Genomic DNA, 25,978 nt, shown 5'->3' on the forward strand with positions numbered 1-25,978 from the left:
TGGAATTTTCACCCGGCGGGAATTCCCGTTCGCCGTTATCCCGCGTGCGGACGTACGAACACGATATGACGGGCTTTCGTGCAACTGTCGTCGTCGACGAACCGGCGGACTGTCCGGTGGCCGACGTCTCCGCCTCCCTCGAGAAATCGGTCGACTCGGTCTCTCGGTCGTTTCAGGCGACGGCCGAGGGAACGGTCGTTGAGGAGTTCGGCGTCGCCCGATCGACGTTCACCGAACACTTGGCGGCGGCCCAGACGAAGCTGATGGACGCGATTCTCGAGTCCTGATCGACGGACCGCCTGATCAGTTCGATTCGTCGCACAACGGTCGACGAGGACCGCAATCCATGGTTTCCGTTGGCCCGAACGCAATCAACGTGGGCTGGGAGAGATACGTGGTCGTCCCATAACCGGTCACGTTCCCGTATATTCCGATGCGATCGCCATCACCGGTCGTCTGCTCGTAGATGATACTGAACTCCGAAGACGACTCGGCCTCTCCCACTACCTCGAATTGGGTCACGAACTCCGCGAGCAAGTCAATGGCCGTGAAAGTCCATCCGTCGTCCATCCCGAGCTCGTCTCTCTCATCGAATCAGGTCACGCTCGGGAGATCGACGTCGTATTGATCCTCGAGGGACACTGAACAGCCTGTAGCTGACTGTGACGATCGCGCCCAGCGTCCCTGCCGCCACCGAGAACCGGCAGTCCCGGGCGCTGCCAGTAACTCTTTGATCGGCGGCGTCCTCCGCGATCACATGGACGTCATTCACACGGCCCTATGGGTATCGGACATAGAGCGGACGCGCGAGTTCTATCTCGACGGCCTCGGACTGGAAGAGAACTGGTCGTTCACTGCCGACGACGGCGTCGAAAACGTCTACATCGGCGGTGAGAACGGTGAGTTCCAGTTCAAGTACGATCCCGATGGCGGCCCGGAAATCGATTCGGGGACGATGGCCCACGTTGCGGTCGGCGTCGATAGCACCGACGAGACCTTCGAGCGGTTGGCAGAGCGAGAAGCGCCACCGGTCCAGACGGAGCCGACGACAATGGTTGACATCGACGTCCGCGTCGCGTTCGTCGAGGATCCGGACGGCTACGTCGTCGAACTGGTCGAAGAACTCGAGTAAGCGCCGCAAGCGCGGTCGTAGCGATGGGTCACTGTCGCTCGAGCGACAGCGACCCTACTTCTCGGACGCGTCGGCCGCAGCGGGGTTCGCGACCGATGGCGGCGTCCGGACGACCTGGACGAGGAGTACGGCAGCGATCGTCACGACGGTGGCCAGAAAGAGCCACGAGGTCCGGTAGCCGACCGTATCGGCGAGGTATCCGAACGCCGGTGGTGCGACGAGCGCGCCGCTGGTGAGCGCGAGCTGCCCGCCAGCGGTCGCACCGCCCATCTCGTCCGCTCGGACGAGCGTCGCCATGACGGAGTAGTAGACGCCGGTGTAGCCGAGGACGAAAAATCCGAGAACGGAAAACGCGACTGCGGCACCGAGTTCGGTGGTCGTCGACGCGACGACGACGAACATGACGGCACTGCCGAGCGACTGGGCGAGGAGTACCAGCCCGATCCTGACGCGTGGCTTTCCGGGGAGTACGTCGCTCAGCCAGCCCGTTAGTACGCGCCCGACGCTGCCGAACAACTGGACGAGCGCGAGGACGATACCGCCGAACGCGACGGACGCGCCGATCGATTCCTCGACGTACAGGACCGTGTACCCGGTGGTCGTAAACAGAGCTGCCCCGAGAAAGAGCCCAGCGGTCGTCAACAGAAGGTATGGCCGGTTCGACAGCAGTGCTTCGAAGTCGGGGTAGTCGGCCGTCCCTCCGTCGTGCTCGCTTGCGTAGCCGAGATAGAAGCCGACGGCGACGAGAAAGCCGATCCCCGCGGCGACGAGAAAGCCGACTCGCCAGAAGAGTGCTCCTGCGAGGCCGGTGACCAGAAGCGCGCTGATGCCGCTGCCACCGGTAACGCCGACCTGTTTGATGCCCATCGCGAGATTCTGACGACCCGGTTCGATGTTGTCAAAGACCGCCTTGTTCGTCCCGGGGATCGCGGTTCCGTACATCGATCCGAGGACGAACACGACCGCGAGCAACAGCGCGTACGTCGGCGCTCCCGCGACCAGAAGGGTCCCCGTCGCGAGCCCAATGAGACCGAGTGTCAGCGTTAATCGCTCGCCGAACCGATCCGTCAGCGCGCCGAGTGGCAACAGAAAGATAGCGTAGCCGAGCGTGAGTGTGGTGACGACGATTCCGACTGAGAATCGGGACAGTCCGAACGCGTCCCGAAAAAACGGCGTTGCGGCAAAGATCGTGTAATAACAGATACTTGCGGAAATCTGCCACATCGTGACGAGCAACACTGTCCGCCAGTATGACCTATCCATTAGCCGGCGGTCCTTGGTAAAGAGCATCAAAAAGAGTGACGACGTGGTTCCGTCCACGCGATCGATATGCTGTTCGTAGCTAATCGAGTTCGCCCTATCGATTCCGTCACGACCGTTCTGTCCGGTTTCAGCCGGTCAATTTTCGACGAACTCCCGCTGTCGCGACCGATCCCTCCGCTCGAGCGAACTCCCACGAAAGACAATTATAGTAGTCTGGTCGGGTATCGACTGACTGTGTGTCCGTTTCAGGGCGAAAATACCACCCGTACGTGTTCGTGAAAGCGGCAAAATAAACACATCCAATGTGCCGACCGCCGCCACCAGCCAAACGATAATACTTTCCATTGGCGTCCGAAATCCCTGACTATGTCTGACGACCTCAAGAAAGGGCTCGAGGGCGTGTTGGTTGCCGAATCGGAGCTCAGTTCGATCGACGGTGACGCGGGTCGGCTGATCTATCGTGGCTACACGATCGAGGACCTCGCTCGCGGCGCGAGCTACGAGGAAGTGCTGTACTTGCTCTGGAACGGTCATCTCCCGTCCGAGGACGAACTCGAGCCGTTTGCGGACGCCCTCATGGACGAACGCGAGGTCAACGACGACGTCCTCACGACGATGGAGCGCCTCGCTGCGGCCGACGAACAGCCGATGGCCGCCCTGCGGACTGCAGTCTCGATGTTCTCAGCGTACGAACCCGAAGACGACGCCGATCCCGAAGACCTCGATGCGACGCTTCGGAAGGGCCGTCGGATCACGGCCAAGATCCCGACCGCGCTCGCGGCCTTCGAGCGCTACCGCCTCGGCGAGGAGCCCGTCGACCCCAACCCCGATCTGGGTCTTGCCGCGAACTTCCTCTACATGCTGACCGGCGAGGAACCCGACGACATCGCCGCCGAAACCTTCGATCAGGCGCTCATCCTCCACGCCGACCACGGGCTGAACGCCTCGACGTTCACCTCGATGGTCATCGGCTCGACGATGGCAGACATCTACAGCGCCGTCACCGGCGGCATCAGCGCCCTTTCGGGGCCGCTCCACGGCGGCGCAAATCAGGACGTCATGGAGGTCCTCATCGAGATCGACGAGAGCGACCTCGACCACCGTGAGTGGGTCGAGCAGGCGACCGCGGAGGGGCGTCGCATCCCCGGCTTCGGCCACCGCGTCTACAACGTCAAGGACCCCCGCGCGAAGATCCTGCAGGAACGCAGCAAGGAACTCGCCGAAAACGGCGAGGACAAGTGGTACAACTACACCACCACCATCGAACAGTACCTCACCGACGAGAAGGGCCTCGGCGAGAAGGGAATCGCCCCGAACGTCGACTTCTACTCCGGCTCGGTCTACTACCAGCTAGGCATCCCGATCGACATGTACACCCCCATCTTCGCCATGAGTCGCGCCGGCGGCTGGATCGCCCACGTCCTCGAGTACCAGGGAGACAACCGCCTCATCCGCCCACGCGCCCGATACACCGGCCCGCAGAATCAGGAGTTCGTCCCGGTCGAGGATCGGTAAGCGCGGCCCGAATTGCGTTTTCGATGCCCTTTCTTTGCCGACATCGCTCGAGCAACCGGTAGACGCTCCCGTCGTCGGCTACCGTCGACGACTGCGGACGTGGCGCTGTCGAGGTCGATCGGACGGCAGTACGAGCAAGTCCCTCGAGTCACAACTATCGTTCGTGGACGTCTTCGTTTACGGGACGCTGACCGATCCGAAGCGGGTTAGGACCGTTCTTGAGACGGATCGGTCGGACACGGCGGCGGCGTTCGTCGGCCGAGCGACGCTCGAGGGGCTCCATCGGGTCGACGGCCGGTATCCGACGCTTGCACCCGGTGGCACCATCGACGGACGGCTGCTCGCAGTCGACGACGCGGGCCTCGAGCGACTCGACCGGTACGAGAGCGTCGAGAGCGGGCTCTACGTCCGGGTCGCGGTGCCGCAGATGAGCCGGAGCGATGACCGACGGGGAGACATGGCGGGAGGGACGATCGACGAACGGTGTTGGGTGTACGTCGGGGATCCGGATCGACTCGGCGTCGACGTGACCTGGCCCGGAGACGGACCGTTCCACGACCGCGTGGATGGGTTCGTTTCACGGGCCGATATCGCGGTTCGTCGACCCGGATGACGTTCGTCTGTCCCGCGTCTGACGCTGAACTTTTCCCGACGCCTGCTTGCGGTTTCACTTCCGCCGTGGGTGCATGAGTTTTATATGGTCCCGGTCCACTTCTCTATTCGCACGTCACACGCCGTGCATTCCCTGTATTCCCTGTCGTGCCGTCCAGGTTTGACGGCATATCGCTGTTGGGGTCGACGGGCCCGGCAACAGGCTCGCGCGGTTCCCGACAGTAATCCTTACACCCTACGCCGAGTAGACGGGCGTATGCTGGAACTTGAAGATATTCTCGAGGCACGCGAGCGAGTCCGAGAGACATCTCGGCACACGCCGCTTGAGCACTCCCATACCTATTCGTCGATGACCGGTGCCGATATCCGCCTGAAACTGGAGAATTTCCAGCGAACGGGCGCGTTCAAGATCCGCGGAGCGACGAACCGAATCGCGACGCTCTCCGAGGCACAGAAGGATGCGGGCGTCGTCACCGCGAGCGCGGGCAACCACGCGCAGGGAGTGGCGCTCGCAGCGACGCGATCCGGTGTCGACTCGAAGATCGTCATGCCCGAGCACGCGCCGATCTCGAAAGTCAAGGCGACCAAGAGCTACGGCGCGGAGGTCGTCCTCTCCGGGCGAGATTACAACGAGGCCGCCGAACGCGCCCACGAGATCGAACGCGAGGAGGACAGAACGTACGTCCATGCCTTCGACGACGAGTACATTATGGCCGGGCAGGGAACGATCGGCCTCGAGATTCTCGAGGACTGCCCCGACGTCGAAACGGTCGTCGTTCCGATCGGCGGCGGTGGCCTCATCAGCGGCATCGCGACCGCGATCAAAGAGCAAAAACCCGACACGCGCGTCATCGGTGTCCAGGCCGAGGGGGCCTCGAGCGCCGCGAAGTCCCTCGAAAAGGGCGAACGGATCTCCCTCGACGGCGTCGACACCATCGCGGACGGCATCGCGACCCGCAGCGTCGGCGAGCAGACGTTCCCCTATATTCAGGAGTACGTCGACGAGGTCGTCACCGTCTCGGACCCCGAGATCGCGGTCGCCCTGGTCTACCTGCTCGAGCGCTCGAAGACGCTCGTCGAGGGGGCCGGCGCGGTCCCGCTCGCCGCCGTCCTCTTCGAGGCGTTCGACTACGCCGAGGACGAGATCATCGTCCCCGCGCTCTGTGGCGGCAACATCGACCTCAACACGCTGACCAACGTCATCGTCCGCGGCCTCGTCGAGACCGGCCGCTACCTGAAGATCAGGACCGTGCTGAAGGACCGCCCGGGCGCGCTCGAGGACCTCCTGGACATCTTTACCGCCCACCGGGCCAACATCTACGCCATCCACCACGACCGGACCTCCCGCGATGTCGAGATGAACGATACCGAAGTCGAGATCGAACTCGAGATGCGCGGCCCCGACCACGTCGATAGCTTCCTCTCGGCGCTCCGGGATGCGGGCTACGAGGTCGACGTGCTCGCCTAACGGCGGCGATCCACTCCGCGATCGTTCTCTCCCAATCCCGCTCCGTTTCCCCGCCGGGAGGAGACGGCATACTCAACGCTCCGAGCGGTTCCCAGCGCTCGAGAATCGACGAGGGGCCATCAAATGGCGGGCGAGTATCTTCGATCGGGTAGCCTGCCCGGATATCACAATGGTCGATCCAGCCCTCGCCAGTCGACTCCAGTTCGCGCTCACGACCATCGTTCACATCATTTTCCCGGTGATGAGCATGGGCCTCGCGCCCTTCCTCGTCTACTTCACATGGAAGTCGATCCGGTCGTCGGATCCGCTCTGGGAGCGTCAGCGCCGCTTCTGGACGCGCATCTTCGCGGTCAGCTTCGTCGTCGGCACCGTAACGGGCCTCGTCCTCGAGTTCGAGTTCGGGACGAACTTCGCGGCCTTCTCGACGTTCGCGGGCGAACTGTTCGGCGGTCCGCTGGCCGTCGAAGGGATGATGGCCTTCTTCCTCGAGGCCACGTTCCTCGGCGTCTTCGTCTTCGGCCGCGAGAAGGTCGGTGACGCGCTCTACATGCTATCGGCGGTCGCCGTCGGACTGGGAACGTGGCTCTCAGCGCTTTGGATCCTCATCGCCAACTCGTGGATGCAGACGCCGCGCGGGTACGAACTCGCCCAACAGAACGGCCAGCCGATCGTGACGCTCGTCGATCCCGTCGCCGCCTACCTCAACCCTCGATTCCCTTGGATGTTCGTCCACATGCAGTCCGCGGCCGTCCTCTCGGTCGCGCTCTTCATGGCCGGCGTGGCGGCGTACTTCTTGTACCGCTCGAGCAATGGCGGTGAGAGCGGTGACGACATCGAGAGCGACGAAGTAATGGAGAGCGACGAAGCGATGGGCGCGGGTTCGGACTCGGGCGTGGCCGCCGGAGAGACGACTACCGGCAACGACGACGCCCGTTTCTGGCGAACTACTCTGAAAATTGCGCTGGTCGTCCTCCTCGTGACTGCGCCCTTCCAGGTCGTCCACGGTGACTCCTACGCGCGCCACGTCGCCGAGACCCAGCCCCAGAAGTTCGCCGCCATGGAGGCACAGTACGAGACCGAAGCGCCGGCCGCGCTCCACCTGTTCGCGGTTCCGACCGATCCGAGCGCCCTCACCGACCCCCGTGCAGAGAACCTCTGGACAGTCGATATTCCAGCAATGGCATCGGTATTGGCGAGCGGCGGTGATCCGTCCTACGAGGTGACGGGTCTCGACGAGTTCGACGGCTCACCGCCGGTCGCGATCGTCTTCTGGTCGTTCCGCGCCATGGTACTGCTCGGCTTCTGGTTCGTCGGCCTGGCGCTATGGAGTGCTTACCGCTGGCGACGCGGTGACCTAACGACGGATCGGCGACTCCACCTCGCACTGATGGGCTCTGCGCCGCTCGGCTTCGTCGCCGTCGAAACCGGCTGGATCGTCACCGAAGTCGGCCGCCAGCCATGGGTCGTTCAGGGTTTGCTCAAGACCGATGATGGCGTCTCACCCGGTCTCACCGGCACCGAAGCAACGCTGACGCTTGCCAGCTTCGCACTCGTCTATACCGCCCTGCTCGTCGGCTACAGCTACGTTGTTCGACGGATTATCTTGGCGGGGCCGCCCGCCGTCGAGTCGGCCGCTGGCTCGAGGTCGGAGTCGGAAGCGGATCCCGACTCGGACGCCGACCCGGACTCGAGTCCATCGGATTCGACGCCGACGCCGGAGGTAAGCAGCGATGACTGAGCCCGTCAGCCTCCCGCTCGCTGCGCTCGCACGCTCGCTCCCAGTCGATCTACCAACACTGTGGGTCGCCATCGTCTTCGCGTTCCTCGGGACGTTCCTCTTCCTCGACGGGTTCGACTTCGGGGCCGGGGCACTGTTCGCGACGCGAGCCGACGAGGCCGAACGCGAGCGGATCCTCGCGGCGATCGGTCCCTTCTGGGACGGGAACGAAGTGTGGCTGGTCGTCTTCGGTGGCGGCCTGTTCGCGGCGTTCCCGCCGATCTATGCGACGCTGTTCAGTCGCCACTACCTGCTGCTCTTCGGCGTCCTCGGCGCGCTCATCTGTCGCGGCCTCGCACCTGAGTTCTACGAGCAACGCGAGGACGAGGCGTGGAAGCGCTGGTGGGGCCGTGCATTCGTCGTCGGCAGCATCGCCTCGCCGTTCCTGCTCGGCACGTTCGTCGGCAACTGGCTGCTCGGAACGACGGTCACCGAGGCCCCTGTGACCGTGCTCGTTGGCTTCGCCGTCGTCGCGCTGACCGTCGTCACCGGCGGTGCCTTCGTCGCACTGAAGACCGACGGACAGCTCGCGGACGATGCTCGAATGTGGGGCCTGCGTGCCCTCGCCGCGTATCTCCTTTCGATCACTGCGATTCTTCTCGCGTTGGCCGCCCGACCCGCCGTTCGTCCCGCCCTGCTTGAGCCGGTCCCGATGGCGCTCGTCGCCGCATCGGTCGTCCTCGGCGGCAGCTACGCCCTCACCATTCGACGCGAACGCGATCTCCTTGCGTTCCTCACCGCCGGCGGACTGACCTACGCGCTGGTCGCGCTCGTTGCCGTATTGCTGTCCCCAACGCTCGACCCCGCGACTGGACGTACCGCCACCGAGGCTGCGATCTCGCCGCCCGCATTGGGGCTGCTGACGCTGTCCGCGGCCCTCCTCGTTCCGCTCGTCTGCACGTACTTTGCGGTCCTCTACTCGACGTTCTCGGGACCGGTCGAGGCAGAGGGATACTGACTCTCCCGCCGGTCCTCGAGATTCCTCGAGCCCCTCCTGATGCCGACTCCTGATCTCGAGGCTTTAAGCGCGGCCGGATACACGCGTTAGATATGAAACGGATCATTGAAACTGACGACGCACCCGCTGCGGTCGGTGCCTACAGTCAGGCGACCAGCAACGGCTCGCTGGTGTTCACCGCCGGTCAGATCCCCATGACCGCTGACGGCGAACTGCTCGACGACGAGTCCATCGAGAATCAGACGGAGCAGGCCCTCTACAACCTCGACGCCGTCCTCGACGAAGCGGACGCGAGCTACGGGGACGTCCTCAAGGTGACCGTCTTCCTCGAGAACATCGACGACTTCGAGGCGATGAACGAGGCCTACGCCGACTACTTCGACGATCAGCCGCCGGCCCGTAGCGCCGTCGAGGTCGCCGCGCTTCCGAAGGGCGTTGGCATCGAAATCGAAGCCGTTGCATCCGTCGAAGACGAGTGACGACAGCGTGAGCGGCTATCCCGCCGGGAAGATGGGAATCGATCCGCGGACCAAATCTGCCGTCCTCTGGGGCATCGTCGGCTGCCTGTCGTTTCTGGTGCTCGTCCAGAGCTACGCCCTGCTCGCCGACCCGCTCGCGACGATCACGCAGGCGCTAGGGCTCGCACTGCTGGTCGGCCTCGGTGCGGGAACCGGGGCGTACCTGCTCGAGCCGCGGCTCGCGTCGTGGGCGGCCGATCGCGGGACGGTAAACGAATCTCGTAAGGGTTAAACAACAGACGCGGTTAGGATGACCTGAGCCAGGATGGCCGAATGGTAAGGCGCACGCCTGGAAAGCGTGTTCCCTTTGGGATTCAGGGTTCAAATCCCTGTCCTGGCGTTTTCGTGATTTTACTTGCTACGAGCGACGCGTAGCGGTGCGGGTAATCCAAAATCGCGAAACGACACAGACAGGATTTGAACACGCGAGTCGGATGCGGCCGAACGAAGTGAAACTGACCGTCTCGAATCTGTTCAAATCCCAGTTCTGGCGCTCTTCCAGTTTTCATTCCACCGAGCGGCAGCTATCGATGGTTTTCTCGATCGAATTATTGAAGGGAAGGGGTACGGGGAAGGAGCGCGTTACCGCTCGAGTTCGACAGGGGAGTCGGTCGCGATCCAACAGTCGGGGTCATCCGGATCTCTGAGTTCCAGGCTACCGCTTTGACACACCACCATTTCGTATCGGTCGTCCATGATGACCCCACCGGAGACTCCACTGGGATCGGATATCGTAACGGGGGACGTACCGGCCGCTCGAATCGGAGTAAGCGCGTCATACTACTGTGTACGGGCGTCTTCGGGACTGTTATTTCAAGTTCCGAGCGGTTCCGGTCGTCCGGACGACCGCGACCGGATGAGCCTTTGTGCTGGCGGTCCAACGGTCGGGTATGTGCGGTCGCTACACGCTCGTTGTCGAGCAGGACGACCTCGAGGCGCGGTTCGATGCCCGGTTTCGGGACGCGGAGTTCACCCCTCGGTACAACATGGCTCCGGGACAGGAACTCCCGGTGATCACGAACGAGGAGCCGGAGGCGTTCCAGCACCTTGAGTGGGGGCTGGTGCCGTCGTGGGCGGACGACGACAGCGGCGGGCTGATCAACGCCCGAGCGGAATCCGTCGACGAGAAGCCGAGTTTCAAAGCGGCTTACGAGCAGCAGTGGTGTTCTCGCGAGCCGAGCGAACGAGCGCTCGACACGCCTTCGGCGGGTCGGTGTCTGGTTCCTACGGACGGCTTCTACGAGTGGGTCGAAACGGACGACGGGAAACGGCCCTATCGAGTGGGGTTCGAGGACAACCGGGTGTTTGCGATGGCCGGCCTCTGGGAGCGCTGGGAACCTGAAACGACCCAGACCGGGCTCGACGCATTCGGTGGCGGCGTCGACGACGAGAGCGAAAACGGCCCGCTCGAGACGTTTACAATCATCACGACCGAACCGAACGACCTCGTGGCGAACTTGCACCATCGAATGGCCGTAATCCTCGAACCTGACGCCGAGCAGCGGTGGCTATCGGGCGATGCCGGTCGGGAAGTCCTCGAGCCGCGGCCGACCGATGGAATGCGGGCCTATCCGGTTTCGACGGCGGTGAACGATCCGGCGACTGACGAGCCGTCGCTGGTCGAACCGGTTGAGGGTGTGTGACTGACAGCACGTGGAGACAGCGGTTGAGCGGGCAGCTCAGATCCCCTCACGACCGCCCTGGGTGAGGAGGACGAGCAGCGAGAGGCCGGAGACGGCGAGCAACAGCAGGGCGGGGATGACGGCGTACTGGAAGAAGGCCTCGCCCTGTGCCTTCCAGATGATGGTGACGAGGGTTTCGAAGCCGGTCGGCCGCAAGAGGAGGGTCGCCGGAAGTTCCTTCATCGTCGTCAGGAAGACCAGCGCCGCCCCGGCGGTCACGCCCGGTGCGATGAGCGGTAAGGTCACCTTTCTGAACGTGCGAAGCGGCGTCTCACCCAGCGTGTGTGCGGCCTCGACGAGTTTCGAATCGACCTGGAGCGTCGTGGTCCGGATCGAGCCGACCGCTTGGGGCATGAATCGGATCACGTAGGCGAACACTAGCAGCGGGATCGTCTGGTAGAGCGCTGGCAGGGTGGTCAGGTCGTACGTCCGGCGGATGCCCTCGTAGGTCGTGGCGAACGAGACGAGTGCGAGCCCGAGAACGATTCCCGGTACCGCGAAGCCGACGTAGGTCGACCGCTCAAAGAGCGTCGACAGCGGCGAGTCGTATCTGGCCGCGACGTACGCGACCGGCAAGGCGACGAGCACGGCCACGAACGCGGCCGCACCGGCCACAATCACGGAGTTGACCGCGTACTCGAGTTCGAAGGCCAGTGACGGCCGCGCGTCCGGATCGGCGGTCACGAGCCAGAGCCCGAGGATCCATAGCGGAACCAACAGCGCGATGCCGGTGACGCCCGCGGGCAGTAGCGTCGCCGGCCAACGCCACTTGCCGAGTTCGACGACGGGTTCGCTCGAGCCCTCGGAGCCGTCGCCCTGAACCGTCCGGTCGGGACGGGCCCACCACTCGAGGACGAGGACGACGAGCACGATGGCGAGCAACTGGAGCGAGAGGAAGGCCGCATAGTCCCGGCCATAGGAGCGGTATTCGAGGAAGATCTGTTGCGTGAAGACGGGCAGTTGCATGATCGCCGGCGTCCCGAAATCGGAGACGGCGTACAGTGCTGCGAGCAGGCCACCGGCGACGATGGCGGGGCGGACCTGCGGGAGCGTTACGCGGCGGAAGGCCGTCCACGTATCGTGGTTTAGGGTCCGAGCGGCGTCGAGGAGTGTTGTGTCGAACGAGAGCAGAGCGGCTCGCACCGTCAGGTAGACGTACGGATAGGTGTAGAGTGTGATGACGAGCGTCGCGCCCGGAAGCCCGTAGATTTCGGGCAACTGCTGGATGCCCAGTGGCTCGAGAATCGATTGGAACTCGCCTTGCGGGCCGAACGCCGAGACGAAGGCGAACGCGCCGATGTAGCTCGGGACGACCAGCGGGAGGGCGGCGACGACGGCCCAGAACCGGCGGAAGGGCAGGTCCGTCTGGACGGTGAGCCATGCCAGCGGAACGCCGATCAGCGTCGACAGCACTGTGACGCCGGTCATGAGCAGGAGGCTGTTCGTGACGATCGACGCGGTTTGCGGGCGGGCGAGCATCTTCCAGAGCCGGGCTGTGTCGACGGTCGTCGCCTCGAATACGAGATATGTGAGCGGGAATAATACGCCCACGGCGATGGCACCGGACAGGAGCAATAGTCCGAGTGGCGGTCCATCGGTCGTCTCGCGTCGTCGTGAGAGGAGTGATCTCATAGAGAGGTCGTCGGAAATGTATGGATGTGTGCGTCGCGCGTATCGAGACGGTCGTTCGGACGCGGCGGAATAGCTGGCGGTTCCCGTCCGACTGTGCTGACACGCTCGTAGCCGACTGTCGGTTGCGTTCGCCGGGTCCGGCCGACGGCGATCGCGGCCGCGCGACGATTCGGTGGGTACTCGAGCGTCTCGTTCCAACGAGTATAAGGTTTAGGTTTGCCTAATTCCCTCGCATGGAGCTGACCAGGCGAGACGCGGTCGCCGCATTGGCCGCGCTCGGCGTCGGTGGCGGGACGCTGTCGGGCTGTGCGGCCCCGACCGGATCCGCCCCCGACGGGAGCGATGACGATCCGTCGGCCGATATCGACACCGAACGGATTCGTGAGACGCTGGTCGCAGTCGCCGAGGTCGTTTACCCCAGCGAGGTCACCGGCACGGCGACGTTCGTCGAGACCTTCCTCAAGGGGCGACTCGAGGATCAGTCCCACGCAGCGAACGTCGACGCCACGGTCACGACACTGAACGAGCGCGCCGACGACTGGTTCGGCGATTCCTTCCCGGCGCTCTCGCCGGACGATCGGGATCGGTGCCTGCGGGAGATCGGCACGGATACCGCGGCGGAAGATCCCGAGGGGCGGCCCGCCGAACGGATGCGCTACTACGTCGTTAATGAGTTGTTGTTGGCACTGTACACCTCGCCGACAGGCGGCGAGTTAGCCGGCATCGAGAACCCGATCGGCCACTCGGGCGGGCTCGAGAGCTACCAGCGGGGGTCCGGCGCGTGAGCGGCAGTCGACCGCCCGCCGAGTCGGCGGCGCCCGTCACCGACGAGGACGCGGATCGCACGCCGGTCGAGGACGCCGACGTCTGCGTGATCGGCGCGGGTCCAGCCGGCGGGATCGTCGCAGATCGACTCGCCGAGGCTGGCCGCGAGGTCGTGATCCTCGAGGCCGGGCCGCGGTTCGATTCGGTCGACAGGCTCGCCAGACAGGAGCGGGCGATCAGACCAGCGTACGGTCGTCAGGACGTCTGGGACGGCGATCCCGAGCGCGATGCGTTCTCGACATCGGGTGACCAGCACTACCCGCTGAACCGCGCTCGAGTCAAGGGCGTCGGCGGGTCGACGCTCCACTGGCAGGGGATGGTAATGCGCCTCCACGAGGCCGATTTCAACTCCCGGAGCGTCCGCGGGGTCGGGACGGACTGGCCGATCGACTATGCGGACCTCCAACCGTACTACGCTCAGGCCGAGCGGGAACTAGGGATCGCCGGTGCCGCCGACAACCCCTTCGCGCCGCCTCGCGAAGAGCCGCATCCGATGCCGGCGTTTCCGCCCTCCTACAGCGATAGACTGTTCGCCGAGGCCTGCGACGAACTCGAGATCGCGATGCACTCCGTGCCCAACGCGCGAAACTCCGAGGGCTATGACGACCGCAGCGCCTGCGTCGGCTACGGAACCTGCCAACCCGTCTGTCCATCCGGCGCGAAGTACGATGCGACCGTCCACGTTGAGCGTGCCGAACGCGAGGGCGCGACCGTGATCGATTATGCGCCTGTCCAGCGCCTCGAGCACGACGCTGATTCGATTTCGGCGGCCGTCTACGCGACACCTGACGACGAGCGCCATCGGCAGGCGGCCGACGACTTCGTCGTCGCCTGTGGCGGCGTCGAGACGCCCCGCCTCCTGTTGCTCTCCGAATCGAATCAGTACCCCAACGGCCTGGCTAATTCGAGCGGCCTCGTCGGCCGATACTTCATGGAGCACTGCTTTGCGGGCACATTCGGCGTCCTCGACGAGCCGACCCGGCAGAACCACGTCGGCTTCCTGACCAGCGAGTCCCACCAGTTCTACGACGATGCCGACGAGGAGTACGCCCCCTTCAAACTCGAGTTCTTCAACTTCGCCGGGCCCTCGCCGGTCGGCATGGCGCTGACCGGCGACGACTGGGGTGATGCCCTGCTCGAGCGAATCCAAGACGGCTACGGCAATCACATCGCCATGGGCGCGCTGGTCGAACAGCTCCCCCGCGAGGACAGCTACGTCGGCCTCGATCCCAAGCGGACCGACGATCACGGCAACCCCGTCCCCGATGTCCACTGGACCGTCGGCGATCGAGCACGCCGGACGATGGAACGGGCAAACGAGATCCAGCGGGACGTCTTCGAGGAGCTGGATGCCGAGATCGAGTGGCAGGACGGTCCCGAAAACACCGTTCCGACCAACCACCACATGGGAACGACCCGAATGGGGAACGATCCCGCCGAGAGCGTCGTCGATCCCACGCTGCGAACGCACGACCTCGAAAACTGCTGGATCGCCTCGAGTAGCGTCTTCCCGACCGCCGGGGCGATGAACCCGACGCTGACGATCGCGGCGCTCGCGCTGAAGGCCGCGGATCACATCCTCGAGTCCGCGTAATCGCCGGCCCCGTTTAGGCAAACCTAAAGCATAAATGCGGCGGGTCGAGAGTACCGTCAATGAGTAGCGGAGAGCAGACCGAGACGACAGGGGGGAGCAACGAATCCGGCGAACGGTACACCTTCGACGATGTCAGCGTCGTCATGGGGACCTACAACGAAGCGGAAGCGATCGGCACAGTGCTCTCGGACATCGAGGACGTCACCGATGGGAAGGCGGAGGTCGTCTGCGTTGACGGCTCCTCGGATCGCACGCCCGAAATCGCACGCGAGCACGGCGCGACGGTCATCGAACAGCGACCGCAAGGGTACGGCGTCGCCGTCCGCGCGGCGATTTTAGGGCCCGATCGGCCGATCGTCGTGACGACTGACTGTGACGATACCTACCCGATGGAACAACTGCCGGAGTTCCTCGCCCTGATCAATCAGGGCCACGACGTCGTCAGCGGCGATCGACTCTACCACGGTGCCGACGCGATGCCGGCGTTCAACCGCTTCGGGAATCACGCGTTCGCGGCGATCGCGAGTCTGCTGATGGGCACCCGCGTCCACGACACGACTACCGGAATGCGGGCCTATCGCCGCGATGTCGTCGAATCGATCGAGTGGACCGAGAACACCGGCCTCTCGGCCGAACTCCTGATCCGCCCGCTGATGCGGGGCTACGACGTTCGCGAACACCCGATCGAGTACCGTGAGCGCGCCGGGCAGACGAAACTCGATCCGCTGAAAGGCGGTCTCGAAATCGCGCGATCGATCGTCAAAGTCTCCCTTGAGGAGCGGCTCCGAGAGCTGCCACACCGGCCGACGCAGTAGCGATTCCCGTGTGCTGACAGCGTACCGTGCCCCGATTCGATGCCTGAGCGATGGCCTCAACGACCGATTCAGATCGGGTCGCTGTAAACCTAGTAGTGGACGCTTCTCGTCAGGACGAAGACCAGCAGCGCCATCAAGAGCGATCCGAGCAGGGTTTCGATACCAGCGACAGCGCGGGCCCATCCTCCGACCGGCTGGATGTCACCGTATCCCAGCGTGGCGAAGGTGATGACGCTGAAGTAGAGGCTCTTGAGGAACGCCTGAACGAGGACGCGACTGGGCGCGTCGGCGGGATTTTCGATCTGGTACGTGACCGCACTGTTGGTACCGACCTCGCGGATGCCGCCTGTCAGCGGATACAGCACCGCACAGACGAGGATTAGGAGCAGCGAGGTCGCCACGACCCGCCACGGGCTCGTCCCGTACTGCATGACCCAGCGCGAGCCGGCGAGCTTCATCGCCTGCAGGTAGTTTCCGAGTCGCCAGGCCTGTCGCCGGCGGAAGTTCATCTCGCGAAGGTAGTAGGTGTGGACTCGCTCCGGGAACGCGTTCTCGTCATAGAGCCGCTGTAGCTCCCGGTAGACCCACTGTGCGGAGTCGGCTCGTTCCGCGAGTTGGTCGTCTGACGACGCTTGGGGGATCTCGTCTTCGTACACCGACCGCTCGCCGAACGCCGTCTCGAGATTGAGTCGAACGTCGGTCAGGCCCGCACGATAGAGTCTCGCGTCCCGAAAGTCCGCACCGCGGAGATCGACGAAGACGAATACCGCATCGTGAAGGTTCGCGTTCCGGAACGACGTTCCGTGGGCGTCAACGTCCCGAAACGTGGCCCGGCGAAGATCCGTCCCCGAGAGATCAGCACCGTCGAGGACCGCATCCGTGAAGTCCGCCTCGACGAGCGATCGCCCCGCGAGGAACGACTTTCCGCTCAATGTCGCTCCCTGAAAGTTCGCCCCGTCGAGCCGTTCGTCCGGCTCCGGCTGCTCCTGTTCGTACGCCGCCGCCGGAACGGCGGTCTCGGTGTGCCAGATGCAGCGGTCGGTGTCCCGCCATGTGGGCCGCCAGCAACAGACCGCTCCGGCGTCGTCGACTCCACTACTGCTCGTGACGGTACCGCACCGTTTCTCGGTCATAGGCGTCTTGGCGGCGAGTCGGCCCCTAATGCTGGTGCCTGAAATGCCCCATCGCACCGCTCGTCGACTCGCCGACAGCCGAACCGCCCCTACGACGCCGACTCCCGTTCCTCGAGTCGTGTCTCGAATGTCTCCCACCGGCTGTGGGTCTCCGGCCGGTCGGGGAGGTAGGTTCCCTCGGTGCCGCAGTCGGTGACGAGCCGACAGCCCGTCCGTTCGGGCGGCCGGATCGCCTCGACGCCGTCCTCGGTCGCACGGACGGTCACCGCCTGTCGGTAGGTGTACGTTGCGCCCTCCGGCTGGACCTGCGTGATCGTCAGCACGACCTCGTCGGCCCCGTCGAACGACACTGTCTCGTTCGGTGATCGGTTCAGGTGACCGATCCCGCGGTCGTCGGTGGCGTTCGCTTCTGTATCGCTTCCGGTCGATGCATCGCGCTCGAGGGCCCACCCGACGGACAGTTCGCTATCGGGGTTGGCAACGGTGTAGCCGGCGACCTCGCCGTTGTTCTCGAGGCGGACCCGCACCCGATCGACACGGCTGGCGATCCCGACGGTGGTGGTCCCCTCGAGTCGCTCGCCCGACCGGACCGAGAGCGGTTCGAGTTGGGCGACGATCTCGTCATCAGGCGTTGCCGTCCACTCACCGCGGTAGCTGTAGCGGTAGTAGCTCCGGTTCGGATAGGCATCGAGGACGGCGAAATCGCGGGCTGGTGCCCCCTCGAGTGCGTAGACGACCTCCCCGTCGAGGCCGCCGTCGTTCCGGAGCGCTTGGAAGGGGTGATTCTGCCACTGGCCGTAGGGTGTCGGCATGAAGACCAGCGCGTTCTCGAGGTCGTGCTCCTCGACGGGCTCGTAGGCGGATTCGAAGCGCTCGGTGTGGACGGCATTTCGTTCGACTGGGGCCGAGAGGAGGGCGGCATTCGCCGCGCCGGCGACGAGAACGCTCACGAGCAGGGCGACGAGGACGATGGCTCGAGCCGTCCGCGGCGAGGCGACGGTCGCGATTCGGCTTCGGACCGCGGCGTCGCGACACCGCCGAACGCCGACGACGACGCCGAACGACGCGAAGATCGACAGGGGGACGAGGAGGTCGAAGTGATAGAACGGCCCGAACTTCGAGAGGAGTCCGGTGGTCGGATCGGCGATCCCCTCGTGGACGTTGTAGTTGCCCCAGAACGCGACATTCCCGAGCGTGACGGAGATGAAGAGCCCGGCCAGCAGCAGGCCCGCGGTTCGGTCGCTCTTCCAGTTGCCCGTTCCGCCGGATTCTGGAACGGGGAGCCACCGCCACAGCGCGACGGCCAGCCCCCCAAGTGCGGCGACCGTTCCGAGCGGTCCGGCTGTGAACCAGCGCGTAGCGAAGTACCAGAGGGCAGCCCCGTTCGCCTCGAGGGCGACTGCCGGCGTGTACTCGAGCGAGTGGTCGAGGAGTTCGCGGTGGCCGAACCCGGGCCCGTCGAGCGGGGCGAACGCAGCGTACGGAAAGGTAAGCGGTGATCCCGTGACGCGAGCGTTGTACGCGAGTGCCAGCCCGACGAATGCGAATCCGGCTGCGGCGGTGAGACCGTTTCGCCGGACTGGTCCCGGAAGCGGTCTGAGTCCCCGCTCCCACCAGCGGCCCCGAACCGATTGCAATACCGACCAGCCCGCGTGACAGATGAAGGGTGCGGCGAACAGGATGGCGGTGTACGGCCGAGCGAAGAAGGCCAGTCCGATCGCCGCACCGGCCAAGACGGCGTCGCGGAGTCGCCCCCCACGGACGCCGCGGAGGTACCACACCGCAAAGAGGAGATTCAGTAGCGTCGTCGGTGCATACGGGAGAAACACCGATGACGTCAGTAACGTCATGGGGGCGGCGGCGAAGACAGCCGCGGCGACGACGCCGACCTGCCGGTCGAACACCATCGAGCCGAGGACGAAGACCAGTGCAGCGTTGCCCACCGCAACGGCGACGAGCGTCACCCGCGGCTCGCCGAACAGCGCCATCGAGACGGCGTACATCGCGGGGATAACCGGCGAGTACTTCGAGTAGAGTCGGCCGCCGTCCTGAACGAAAAACCACGGCTGAAACGCGTCGGCGAGTTCGCCGGCCCGAAGCGTGAGCTGTCCCTCGAGCAGCATGGCGGCCTGCAGGAGATAGACTCCCTCGTCGTCATTGCTCGAGTGATAGGGAAAGAGCTCGGTCGCGAGGATCGCTACTGCGAGGCCGGCGAGACAGACGACGGCGAGTGCGGCCAGGTGAACGCGGCGTGGCCGCTCGCTGAGGGCGTCCCCCGACCGAACCCGGCGAATCAGATCGTGGATCACGAGAAGAGGGGGTTCAGATGCTGATGCCGTCGATGCTGCGCATCAGGTCCAGCGTCGGCTGGAGGTCTGACAGCTCCGACGGATCGAGATCCGGCACGTCCAGTTCGTTGGTCGGCGGCAGTTCGCCGACGGGTTCGCCCTCCGCGATCAGCGGGTATTCGAACGTCTCCACCGCGAAGAACTCCTGGACCTCCGCCGAGAGCAGATGACGGACGAAGTTCTCCGCCAGCTCGGGGGTGTCCGTGTTTTCGATGACGGTCGCGCCTGCGACGTCGAACGTCGCACCGGCGTCGCCGTCGGTGAACACCGTCTCGATCGGCGCGTCCGGGGATCCCTCGAGGACCCGCTGGATGTAGTAGTGGTTCGTGAATCCAGCATCGATTTCGCCGTCCGCGACGGCCTGACAGACTGCCATCTCGTCGTTGTACGCGGTGATGCCGTTGTCCACGATCGCTTGAAGCCACTCTCGAGTCGTCTCTTCGCCCTCGAGCAGGCGCATCGCGGTGACGAACGACTGGCAGGAGCCGTAGGAGGGGGCCCAGCCGAGGTCGCCCTCGAAGTCGGTGTAGGCGTCGATGCTCGTGGGCATGTCGCTCTCGGAGAACGCCTCTGTGTTGTAGGGTATCGTCCGGACGCGTCCGGAGGTCCCGACCCACTGGTCGGTCTGGAACTCCGCGGGAACCATCTCCAAGACATCGTCAGAAAGCGATCGGGCCATCCCCTCGTTTGCGACCTCGCCGAGCGCGGCCGAGTCAACAGTAAAGAAAACGTCAGCGTCAGTGCCCGATCCCTCCTCGGCGATCTGATTTGCGAGCTGCGAGGAGTCGGCGTACCGGGGGCCGTCGACCACGAAATCGTCGTACTGATCTTCGAGACTGCTAATGAGCGTCCCGACGAGGAACTCGTTTCGCCCGGAGTAGATGTGGAGTTCGCCCTCGAGGTCGGGCAGTTCCGCCATCGGCGTCCCGCCGGGCTGGCCACGGCCTGCACGGCCGGAGCCGATCTGCTTGAAGACGTTCCCCTCCTCTTCCTCGTCGTTCCCGATCAACCCCGTACAACCGGCCAGGCCGGCCATTCCAAGTCCAGCAGATCCGGCGAGAAATGTCCGCCGGGCCGTGAAATCGTGTCGCTTCGTCATGTGGTTTAGGCCGACCTAAATGTACTTATAGGCGTCGATTCCCCGCAATTCGTGTCGTCTGCTCGAGAGCCGACAGACAGTCGAGCCAGTCGCGCATGTGTTCGCCGACGTACGTAAAGAACGCGCCGTTATTGTACTCCTCCCAGTCGCCGTCGGCGAGTTCGTCGGCCATTGCTTCGAAGACGTCGGCGTAGTCGTCCGCGTCGCCGCCGACATCGTCAATTACGCGCCAGAGGTGTTCGTTGAGTTCGAGGCCGGGCACCTCGTTGTTCAGGTCGTCGAAGGTGCTGCGGGGGGCCTTGTTGTGTTCACAGAGGGGCGCGCCGTTGTAGATCCGCTTGCCGAGCACGTCGCAGGCACGCTTGAGGAAGACGCCCGACCAGATGTCGTCGAAGCGGCCGACCGCCCACTCGTTGTCGTCCATCGGGAGCTGGTAGAACGCGGGAATTACCTCGCGACGGAAGGCGAGGTTCATCGAACAGACGGTGAGGTAGTTGCCCCGTGCGGCAACGAAATCGTCGCCGAAATCGTCGCTAGAGGTCCGGGTCTGAGCCTGGCCCTCGAGGTCGCCGTCCATCAGAATGCGGACGGCGTCGAGATCGGGGACGTTGGTCCACAGTCCTTGCGAGGCGACAACCTCGCCGCCGCCGATCTCGGTCGTCCCGGTTTCGACCGTTTCGTTCATCGCCGAATAGGGGTAGCCGCGCGGATAGAGCCCGTGTTCGTCGGCGTTCTGGTAGAGGACATTAACCCACTGCTCGTCCGAGGAGACCGCCTCAATCTCGCCCTCGAAGGCGAGGTTCGCCATGTGCATGCCGAAGAAGTCCTGATCCTCGTGGGGGAGCGTGTCGTCGTCGATGAAGAAGCCGTAGTCGAACTCGTCGTGAGCCCACATGTAGAGCAGCCCGAAGCTGGTCTCGGCGTGGCTCGCCGCTGGCACGACGTGACCGTATTCGGAGACGTCGTGGTCAGCGTACCACTCCTCGCGGCGGCTCCCGTCGAAGACCTCGCCCGAGACGCCTTCGTCCTCGAGCATCGCTTCCATCCCGTCAGTCTCACAGAAGTCCTCGGTAACGAGGACGACGTGCAGCCGCGAGAGGTCGAACCCGTGATTGCGAGCGTTTCCGAAGTACGAGCGCAGACACTCGTACTCCCGAATTGTCGGGACGATGACGCAGATGTCCTGACTCATTGCACCGCTATCTTTTAGGCCTGCCTAAAGTTTATCGGTCTCCCGTATCTCTTCTGGGTTCGACTCTGCCGCATCCGAGAGCGAAACACCCAATGAGGTGACTGCACCGGCCCCGCCGACCAGCGTTACGCCGTTTTTCAGCGCGTGATCGACGATCGCCGCGGCCAGCGCCGTGCTCGCACCGATCGGAGTGAACCCGACCACGAGCGCCGTGAACGCGGCCTCGTAGAGCCCGACGCCGCCCTGTGACAGCGGGAGGACTTTCGCGAGGTTTCCGACGCTGACCGCCAGCGTCCCGACCGCCAGCAGCGTGCCAACCGCGAGCCCGCTACCCAGCGCCGCGAGGACGAGCACCGCTGTGAGAACGTCGAGTATCCACACCAGCAGACTCCCTGCCCCGATCGTCGCCAGCGCTCGCGGCTGACGGGCGACGATCTGTACGTCGCCCGCGAATCGGAGCGCGGCCTCAAGCACCCCCTCGAGTCGTGGCCGATCGTTCGCTCGCGTCCGGAGCCACACGCCTAGTCCGTGATCGGCTCGAGCGGACGTGACGATGACGACGCCGACACCGGCGGTCGCCGTGCTCACGCCCACTGCAGCGAGGAGGGCGGTCCGCGCGCCGCCGGCCTCCGCGATGATCTCGAGCGGACCGGCCCACCCGCCCAGCGCGAGCCAGCCCGTCGCGAGCCCCGCGAGCGCGGCGATCGTCGCCAGATCGAACACTCGCTCGACGGCCAGCGACGCGAAGCCAGCGGTGTAGGGAACGTCGCGATGGGTCCGCATTACGTATGCACGAACCGCGTCACCGGCCCGCGCCGGAATCGCGAGATTCGCCGTCTGACTGACGAAGACGGCCAGTGTCGGAACGACCGTCCCGCCTCGGTATCCGATCGCGGCCAGCACGTCGCCGTACCGGCGACCCCGAAGTGGCCACGAGACGGCATAGACGGCGATCGCGGCGCCGATCAGGAGCGGATCAGCGCTCGAGATCTCGGTCGTAACGGTCCGGATATCGATCTCTCGGAGGGCGACGAGCAGACCGACGAGAACGAGTATCGTTCCCGCGATCGTCAGTCGACGGCGAGTCAGTGCCGCGGCGAGCCTATCGCTCGCTGATCTATCGGTCCCCGAACGCGACTCGCGGTCGACATCTTGCGAGCCCGTTCTCTCACCCCCATCGTTCATGCTCGGGTCCTTCGAGTCCAGATATTTAAGCCCACCTAAAACTCCTCTAGACGGAGGCAACGATCACTCTCGCGTACATTTCACGCGGATAGAATAGCCGCAGTCTCCCTTCTCAGCGAAGTTCGTCGATGATCTCGCGGGTCGATCGGCGGACCGCCTCGTCGCTCGAGAGATGGGGCTCCCAGCCCAGTGCAGAGAGCTTCTCGATCGAGAGACGCATCTTCGGCACGTCGCCGGTCCAGCCGCGCTCGCCGCCCGTGTACTCCCGGTCGGGATCGACGCCTAACTCTTCGGCGACGATGGTCGCGATCCGGTCGACCGAGGTCGTCGTGCGCGTGCCGAGGTTGTAGGTGTTCATCGCGTCGTCGGCGTGCTCGATGGTGTAGAGCATCGCGTCGAGACAGTCCTCGAGGTGCAGATAGGACTTCTCCTGACGGCCGTCGCCGAGAATAGTGAGTGTTTCCGGATTCTCCTGAAGCTTCTCGATGAAGTCGGGGATCACTGCCCCACGAAGGCGCGGGCCAACTACGTTCGCGAATCGGAAATTCCAGACGGTGAGGTCGTGGCTATGGGCCCGCGCCGAGAGCAGCCCTTCATCGGCCAGTTTGCTCGCCCCGTAGGCGCTGATCGGCTCGAGGGGAGCGTAGTCCTCCGGCGTCGGCCGCGGAGCCTCCCCGTAGACCGTCGAGGAGGATGTGTAGGCAATCTCCGTCACGTCGGCCTCGGCCATCGCCTCGAGGATGTTCCGGGTCATCTGCGTGTTGTCGTCGAACTGGCCGTGGGGCCGATCCGTGTCGACGTGTTTCGATGCCGCGAGGTGGACGACGAGGGTGATCTCCTCGAGGTGTCCCTCGAGGGCGTCGGGATCGGTGAGATCGGCCTCGAGAAAGTCGGCTTCGTCGGGCACGCGGTCGCGGTCGCCGTTCGAGAGGTCGTCGACGACGGTTACGTCGGTGCCGTCCTTGAGCAGGCGCTCGGTGAGGTGTGAGCCGATGAACCCGGCACCGCCCGTGACAAGCACGCTTCGGTTCGAGATGGACATGATCGGTGGTTCACTGACGGCATGATAAGTAGTTGTGGTTCGGCGTCGGCGGCTCCCGGAAACGACGGCTCAGTTCGTCACGACCGTGACCGGCCCGTCGAAATCCAACACCACCTTTTGTGTGGCGTCACCGAACAGGGCTTTGCCCGTGGGTGAGCGGTTCCGGCCCGGAAGGAAGATATGGTCACACTCGTGTTCCTCGGCAGCCTGCAGAATGATGTCGCCTTTTTTGCCCACGTCTCCGACCGTTTCGTACTGGATTTCGAGGTCGGATAGGACGTCCGCTGCGACGTCCCGTGCGAACTGTTCTGCCCCTTCATGGGCATCATCGGCCGTATACTCACCACCCGAGCTAGCGATCGATGACATCGCTTGCCTGCGAGCAGCGTATTCTTCATCGGTCGTCGCGTGAATGAGTACGACGGATGCGTTGACGCCGTTGGCAAGTGATCCGGCTTCACGGACGAGTTCTTTGGCTTCCGCTGTCGGTTCGACGACGACGAGTGCTCGTTCCATATCCTATATACGACAACTTGATACGTAAATCTGTGTGGTATTACCACCTCCGCTCCCACTCCTGACCGCTACTTTTCCCGTCGTATCCGGGTTTCAGTCATGAAATATACATGTTCTCAGCCGGGAGCGGCGGTGGCGAATCGAACTGCCGTACTACACGGAGGCGAGTTTGCTCGGTACCCTCTCGGAACACATTGTCTCAGACGTTCCGTTTCCGCCTCGAGGGGCGCTTACAGCGAGAGCAGCGCGAAACCCCGCCGTTTTCTTGGGAGATGAGGGATAGACGAGAGATGGGAATACGGAGCCGAAACCGGTTCGCTGACCTGTCGCGAAGGCCAGTGTTTAGACGCCGGTCGAGTAGCGAAGCAGGCCGGCGAAGCCGCCGAAGGCGTTGAGGAGTTGTTCGCCTTTCTCGAAGTCCGTCGAGATGAACTTGGTCTCGGTGCCGCGCTGTTCGGCGATATCGATGAGGTGGTCGATTGCGTCCTCGCGGTTCTCTTCGGTCCCTTCGACGTCAGTGCCGCACTCGGTACAGGTGTGGGTCGGTGTCGACTTGCGCCGGTCGACGACCTCGCGCTCGGTGGTATCACACTCAGGACAGTCGTAGGTAATGACGTCCTTCCGGAGGTCCTCGCTGATTAGGAGCCGATCGACCGACCCCATCACCAGGTTCCGGCGGGTTGGCTCGAAGCCGTAGGTCGCGAGGTCGCCCGCGTTGAGTTCCTTGAAGAACTCCTCCATCACCTTCTTGTCCTTCATCACCTCCGCGTCGGCGAGTGCGTCTTCGGCGTTGTCGACGAGGTCCTTCAGGCCGGACTCGTCGGTGTAGGCGACGTCGAACTTGTCCAGGACGGAGTCCTGCAGTTCGTGGTGGAGGTAGTCGCCGTCGAGGAACTCGTCTTTGGTCGGCGATGGACCGCCGACGAGAATCCCGTCGAGTTCGTGGCGTCGCGGCACGAACAGGTCGTTCGCCATCCCCGCGACCTCCTGATAGAAGTTGTCGATGGCCTCGAGGCGCAGGCGGGCGAATCGCTGGGCGGACTGGCCACCCTTTCGCTGCTTGCCGGGGACCAGCGAGGAGGCAGATTTGACTGGCTCGATACGCTTGCCCTTCAGCCAACCGACGTTTGCCTCGCGTCGGTCGAGGACGATCAGGCCGAAGAGGCCCTTGTCGGCCAGCATCTCCTCTAAGGGTTCAGTCAGAAAGTCCGAGTCACAGTGATAGCGGAAAGACTCGATGGGCTGGGGCGGACTCTCGAGGACTTTGGTGACCATATCGGTGCGGCCGCCGCCGGAGTCGACGGCACCGGAAAAGAGCACGATGCCGTTGTCCGGTGGAAAGGTGTCGAAGTATCGCAGTCGGTCCTTGATACTCGTCAGCGCGTCTTGAACGGCCGTCCGGGTCTGCTTGGACTTGATGTTGGCCGCCTCGCTGTGTTCTTGCGTGACGTGTTGGACGACGTCACTGATCTGTCTGTCGTCGGGAATGTAAATCGTCACGAGCTGCGTTCCGGAGCCGTCGTAGTCCTTTAGGTCCTCAATGACCTTCCGGAACTCGTACTTTTTCCGGTCCGAGTGCTCCTGCTCACCCTCCTGGCTCATTAGCCGTATAAAACGGGGCTGTGGGTAAGAATCCTTTGACACACCCGCCGGATGCCAACGGCTGCCGGAG

The 25,978-nt window shown here is 64.2% G+C and carries 23 protein-coding genes, 1 tRNA gene and 1 pseudogene; 14 read left to right on the top strand and 11 right to left on the bottom strand.

Features of this window, described 5'->3' with window-relative positions; all coding sequences use genetic code 11:
• Positions 1–65: 65 nt before the first annotated feature.
• Positions 66–218 (top strand): annotated as a pseudogene (locus tag K6I40_RS23495) (bacterio-opsin activator); the annotation flags it as partial.
• An 85-nt stretch (positions 219–303) separates the two neighbouring features.
• On the opposite strand, the gene K6I40_RS23500 reads toward K6I40_RS23495, so the two are convergent.
• Positions 304–570 carry a hypothetical protein gene (locus K6I40_RS23500; RefSeq protein WP_222917231.1) on the bottom strand — a complete coding sequence of 89 codons (267 nt, stop codon included), beginning with the start codon at positions 568–570 and terminating at the stop codon, positions 304–306.
• A 187-nt stretch (positions 571–757) separates the two neighbouring features.
• On the opposite strand from K6I40_RS23500, the gene K6I40_RS23505 reads away from it, so the two are divergent.
• Positions 758–1,132, top strand: coding sequence for a VOC family protein (locus K6I40_RS23505; protein ID WP_222917233.1), 375 nt, complete (start codon positions 758–760; stop codon positions 1,130–1,132).
• Positions 1,133–1,186: 54 nt separating this feature from the next.
• On the opposite strand, the gene K6I40_RS23510 is transcribed toward K6I40_RS23505, so the two are convergent.
• A complete protein-coding gene (locus tag K6I40_RS23510) occupies positions 1,187–2,395 on the bottom strand; it encodes an MFS transporter (protein WP_222917235.1) in 1,209 nt (402 codons plus the stop codon).
• 366 nt (positions 2,396–2,761) lie between these two features.
• Here K6I40_RS23510 and citZ point away from each other — a divergent pair, with 366 nt between their 5' ends.
• From citZ to K6I40_RS23555, 9 genes are all read left to right on the top strand, one after another.
• The gene (gene citZ / locus K6I40_RS23515) at positions 2,762–3,910 is read left to right on the top strand and encodes a citrate synthase (RefSeq protein ID WP_222917238.1); all 1,149 of its coding nucleotides are present in this window, start codon (positions 2,762–2,764) and stop codon (positions 3,908–3,910) included.
• A 163-nt stretch (positions 3,911–4,073) separates the two neighbouring features.
• A complete protein-coding gene (locus K6I40_RS23520) occupies positions 4,074–4,523 on the top strand; it encodes a gamma-glutamylcyclotransferase family protein (protein ID WP_222920445.1) in 450 nt (149 codons plus the stop codon).
• 255 nt (positions 4,524–4,778) lie between these two features.
• Entirely contained in the window at positions 4,779–5,990 is a 1,212-nt protein-coding gene (ilvA, locus tag K6I40_RS23525) for a threonine ammonia-lyase (RefSeq protein WP_222917239.1), read from the top strand.
• Between the two features lie 169 nt (positions 5,991–6,159).
• Positions 6,160–7,728, top strand: coding sequence for a cytochrome ubiquinol oxidase subunit I (locus K6I40_RS23530; RefSeq protein WP_222917241.1), 1,569 nt, complete (start codon positions 6,160–6,162; stop codon positions 7,726–7,728).
• The gene (locus tag K6I40_RS23535) at positions 7,721–8,725 is read left to right on the top strand and encodes a cytochrome d ubiquinol oxidase subunit II (RefSeq protein ID WP_222917243.1); all 1,005 of its coding nucleotides are present in this window, start codon (positions 7,721–7,723) and stop codon (positions 8,723–8,725) included. Before K6I40_RS23530 ends, K6I40_RS23535 begins: the two co-directional genes overlap by 8 nt.
• 92 nt (positions 8,726–8,817) lie before the next feature.
• The gene (locus K6I40_RS23540) at positions 8,818–9,204 is read left to right on the top strand and encodes a Rid family detoxifying hydrolase (protein ID WP_222917245.1); all 387 of its coding nucleotides are present in this window, start codon (positions 8,818–8,820) and stop codon (positions 9,202–9,204) included.
• Positions 9,205–9,211: 7 nt separating this feature from the next.
• Entirely contained in the window at positions 9,212–9,475 is a 264-nt protein-coding gene (locus K6I40_RS23545) for a hypothetical protein (protein ID WP_222917247.1), read from the top strand.
• A 27-nt stretch (positions 9,476–9,502) separates the two neighbouring features.
• Positions 9,503–9,583 (top strand) — tRNA-Ser (locus K6I40_RS23550).
• 550 nt (positions 9,584–10,133) lie between these two features.
• Positions 10,134–10,886 carry an SOS response-associated peptidase gene (locus K6I40_RS23555; protein WP_222917249.1) on the top strand — a complete coding sequence of 251 codons (753 nt, stop codon included), beginning with the start codon at positions 10,134–10,136 and terminating at the stop codon, positions 10,884–10,886.
• A gap of 36 nt (positions 10,887–10,922) precedes the next feature.
• On the opposite strand, the gene K6I40_RS23560 is transcribed toward K6I40_RS23555, so the two are convergent.
• Positions 10,923–12,557 carry an iron ABC transporter permease gene (locus tag K6I40_RS23560; RefSeq protein WP_222917252.1) on the bottom strand — a complete coding sequence of 545 codons (1,635 nt, stop codon included), beginning with the start codon at positions 12,555–12,557 and terminating at the stop codon, positions 10,923–10,925.
• A 233-nt stretch (positions 12,558–12,790) separates the two neighbouring features.
• On the opposite strand from K6I40_RS23560, the gene K6I40_RS23565 reads away from it, so the two are divergent.
• Genes K6I40_RS23565 through K6I40_RS23575 form a run of 3 tightly spaced genes read left to right on the top strand, consistent with a single transcriptional unit; the run spans position 12,791 to position 15,791 of the window.
• The gene (locus K6I40_RS23565) at positions 12,791–13,342 is read left to right on the top strand and encodes a gluconate 2-dehydrogenase subunit 3 family protein (protein WP_222917254.1); all 552 of its coding nucleotides are present in this window, start codon (positions 12,791–12,793) and stop codon (positions 13,340–13,342) included.
• A complete protein-coding gene (locus tag K6I40_RS23570; protein ID WP_222917256.1) occupies positions 13,339–14,976 on the top strand; it encodes a GMC family oxidoreductase in 1,638 nt (545 codons plus the stop codon). The genes K6I40_RS23565 and K6I40_RS23570 overlap by 4 nt, the downstream gene beginning before the upstream one ends.
• Positions 14,977–15,035: 59 nt before the next feature.
• Positions 15,036–15,791: a dolichyl-phosphate hexose transferase gene (locus tag K6I40_RS23575; protein WP_222917258.1), complete on the top strand. Its 756-nt coding sequence runs from the start codon at positions 15,036–15,038 to the stop codon at positions 15,789–15,791.
• 89 nt (positions 15,792–15,880) lie between these two features.
• On the opposite strand, the gene K6I40_RS23580 is transcribed toward K6I40_RS23575, so the two are convergent.
• The 8 genes from K6I40_RS23580 to prf1 all read right to left on the bottom strand — a co-directional run bounded on the left by K6I40_RS23580 (position 15,881) and on the right by prf1 (position 25,908).
• Positions 15,881–16,924 (bottom strand): pentapeptide repeat-containing protein, encoded by a 1,044-nt coding sequence (locus K6I40_RS23580; RefSeq protein WP_222917260.1) that lies wholly within the window; start codon positions 16,922–16,924, stop codon positions 15,881–15,883.
• Between the two features lie 89 nt (positions 16,925–17,013).
• Positions 17,014–19,233 carry a glycosyltransferase family 39 protein gene (locus tag K6I40_RS23585; RefSeq protein ID WP_255681845.1) on the bottom strand — a complete coding sequence of 740 codons (2,220 nt, stop codon included), beginning with the start codon at positions 19,231–19,233 and terminating at the stop codon, positions 17,014–17,016.
• A gap of 13 nt (positions 19,234–19,246) precedes the next feature.
• Complete coding sequence (locus K6I40_RS23590) at positions 19,247–20,371, bottom strand: extracellular solute-binding protein (RefSeq protein WP_222917268.1); 1,125 nt, start codon at positions 20,369–20,371, stop codon at positions 19,247–19,249.
• Between the two features lie 25 nt (positions 20,372–20,396).
• Positions 20,397–21,563, bottom strand: coding sequence for an alpha-1 4-glucan-protein synthase (locus K6I40_RS23595; protein WP_222917270.1), 1,167 nt, complete (start codon positions 21,561–21,563; stop codon positions 20,397–20,399).
• Between the two features lie 24 nt (positions 21,564–21,587).
• The gene (locus K6I40_RS23600) at positions 21,588–22,748 is read right to left on the bottom strand and encodes a lysylphosphatidylglycerol synthase transmembrane domain-containing protein (RefSeq protein ID WP_222917272.1); all 1,161 of its coding nucleotides are present in this window, start codon (positions 22,746–22,748) and stop codon (positions 21,588–21,590) included.
• A 112-nt stretch (positions 22,749–22,860) separates the two neighbouring features.
• Positions 22,861–23,790 carry an NAD-dependent epimerase/dehydratase family protein gene (locus K6I40_RS23605; RefSeq protein WP_222917274.1) on the bottom strand — a complete coding sequence of 310 codons (930 nt, stop codon included), beginning with the start codon at positions 23,788–23,790 and terminating at the stop codon, positions 22,861–22,863.
• Between the two features lie 69 nt (positions 23,791–23,859).
• Positions 23,860–24,306 (bottom strand): universal stress protein, encoded by a 447-nt coding sequence (locus K6I40_RS23610; protein ID WP_222917276.1) that lies wholly within the window; start codon positions 24,304–24,306, stop codon positions 23,860–23,862.
• Between the two features lie 342 nt (positions 24,307–24,648).
• Positions 24,649–25,908 (bottom strand): peptide chain release factor aRF-1, encoded by a 1,260-nt coding sequence (prf1, locus tag K6I40_RS23615; protein ID WP_222917278.1) that lies wholly within the window; start codon positions 25,906–25,908, stop codon positions 24,649–24,651.
• Positions 25,909–25,978 lie beyond the last annotated feature (70 nt).

Origin of the sequence: Natrinema sp. SYSU A 869, assembly GCF_019879105.1 — an archaeon.
Taxonomy (GTDB): Archaea; Halobacteriota; Halobacteria; order Halobacteriales; family Natrialbaceae; genus Natrinema.